At 47.4% G+C, this 1,784-nt stretch carries 1 protein-coding gene and 1 pseudogene; both read left to right on the top strand.

Going from position 1 to position 1,784, the window contains the following annotated elements:
* Window positions 1-285: pseudogene (locus tag G549_RS21965) on the top strand (methyl-accepting chemotaxis protein); the annotation flags it as partial.
* 135 nt (window positions 286-420) lie between these two features.
* A partial coding sequence (locus G549_RS0117640) for a HAMP domain-containing protein (protein WP_027836118.1) occupies window positions 421-1,784 on the top strand: 1,364 nt, incomplete at its 3' end.

The following is a 1,784-nucleotide window of genomic DNA, read 5'->3' as shown; positions in this document are numbered from 1 at the left end:
GAGCAGATTAACCAAGCGGTTCGCGACATGGATGAGACCACCCAGCACAATGCGGCTTTGGTGGAAGAAACCAATGCGGCGATTGAGCAAACCGAGAACCAGGCCAATGAACTCGATAATATTGTTGAGGTATTCGTGACCGAAAAGGGTGGTGAGCGCAAAATAGAACCGACAAAGCCCGCAAACATTCAACAGTTTGAATCTAAACCGAAATTGGCTGCAAAGCCTGTTCCGCAACGGGGTAATCAGGCGGTGGACATAAGCCAAGACTGGAACGAGTTTTAGAATTGTATCATAGCGAAACAATTTCTTAAGCGGTTTTTGGTTTAAATTAATTTGTTCTGAATGTGTCTACCCGTCAGCGCCTCCCTAAATGTGAAAAATGAGATAAAAATGAGTATCTTCAGTGCATTAAATAAAATGACCATTGGATCCCGCATCCAGCTTTTGACAATTGCTGGTACGTTGCTTTTTGCCCTTTTGGGTGGGGGCTATCTTTTTAGTTACTTCGTGACCAATGATGTAAAGCTAAAAGAGACACGCTTTGAGCAGATCAGCACTGCTGCACAACATATTCAAAGCTCGGTTCTTGAAATCCGAACAATGGAACGTGATTTCATGAACGCACCGAATGATGACAAGGTGGCGCTGATTGAGGCAGAACATGCCGAGATCGCGACAGAGTTTGCCCTGTTGGACGAACTGGTCGTCGAGCCTGAGCTTGCCGCGATGGTTCAATCGGTTGCGGATGGAGTTGCCAAACAATCAGGGGTGTTTGGTGAGGTCCAGATCTTGGTTGAACAGATCGGCTATTCCGAAGAAGAGGGCTTAAGAGGGGACCTTCGCGCTGCCGTGCAAAGCGCTGAAGAAAAAGTCAACGCGGCCAATTTGGATGCATTGACCGTCAAAATTTTGATGATGCGCCGCCATGAGAAAGATTTCATTATTCGGGGTGGTGAGAAATATATTACGCGTCTGTCAGACCGAGTGTCTGAATTCAATGCGTTGCTTGTTGATAGCAATCTTCCGGCAGCTGACAAGACTCAGATTTCCAGCTTGATTGATCAATATAAATCGACCTTTGATGAATTTGCCGTCGTGGATACTGAATTGTCGGCCAAGGTTGCAGAGCTTGACGCTGACTTCCAAGCGCTGTCGCCTCAGGTCTCTTCATTGGCAAAAGAAGCGGAAACACGTGCTGCCACCGCTGCGGCTGAATTGAACACTGTAAACCAAATCACATTATATTCTTCATTTGGCATTATCGCTTTGGCCACGATCATGATGCTTGGCGCGGGCCTGGTTATTGGTCGGTCAATTTCAGTGCCATTGAAACGCCTGTCAGATAATGCGGAAGAATTGGGCGAAGGCAAACTCGATATCGAGATTAAGCCAGATAGCTCGAAGAGTGAAATTGGCGTTTTGACACGTGCGTTGGAAGTGTTCCTTGAGAACGCCATACGGGTTGCAAAACTTGGTGAAGAAGAAGCCATTCGCCAACAAGAAGTTTTGAAACGGTCAAAGATGATGGACGAGTTGCAAGCGTCTTTCCGCAGTGTTGTGGGCGCCGCGTCGGCTGGTGACTTTTCACAACGGGTGGACATGGATGTGCCTGATCCAGAATTGGCACAGCTAAGCAACAATGTGAATGCCTTGGTGGATACTGTAGATCGTGGCCTAAAAGAGACAGGCGAAGTGATGGCTGCCCTGGCGAACACCAATTTGACGGTGCGGATGGAAGGCGATTATCAAGGTGCCTTCTTGCAGTTGAAAAATGACACCAA

The organism is Maritalea myrionectae DSM 19524 (assembly GCF_000423365.1).
Lineage (GTDB): Bacteria > Pseudomonadota > Alphaproteobacteria > Rhizobiales > Devosiaceae > Maritalea > Maritalea myrionectae.
Note: the sequence above shows the minus strand (reverse complement) of the source record. Positions and strands in the feature narration are given on the sequence as shown.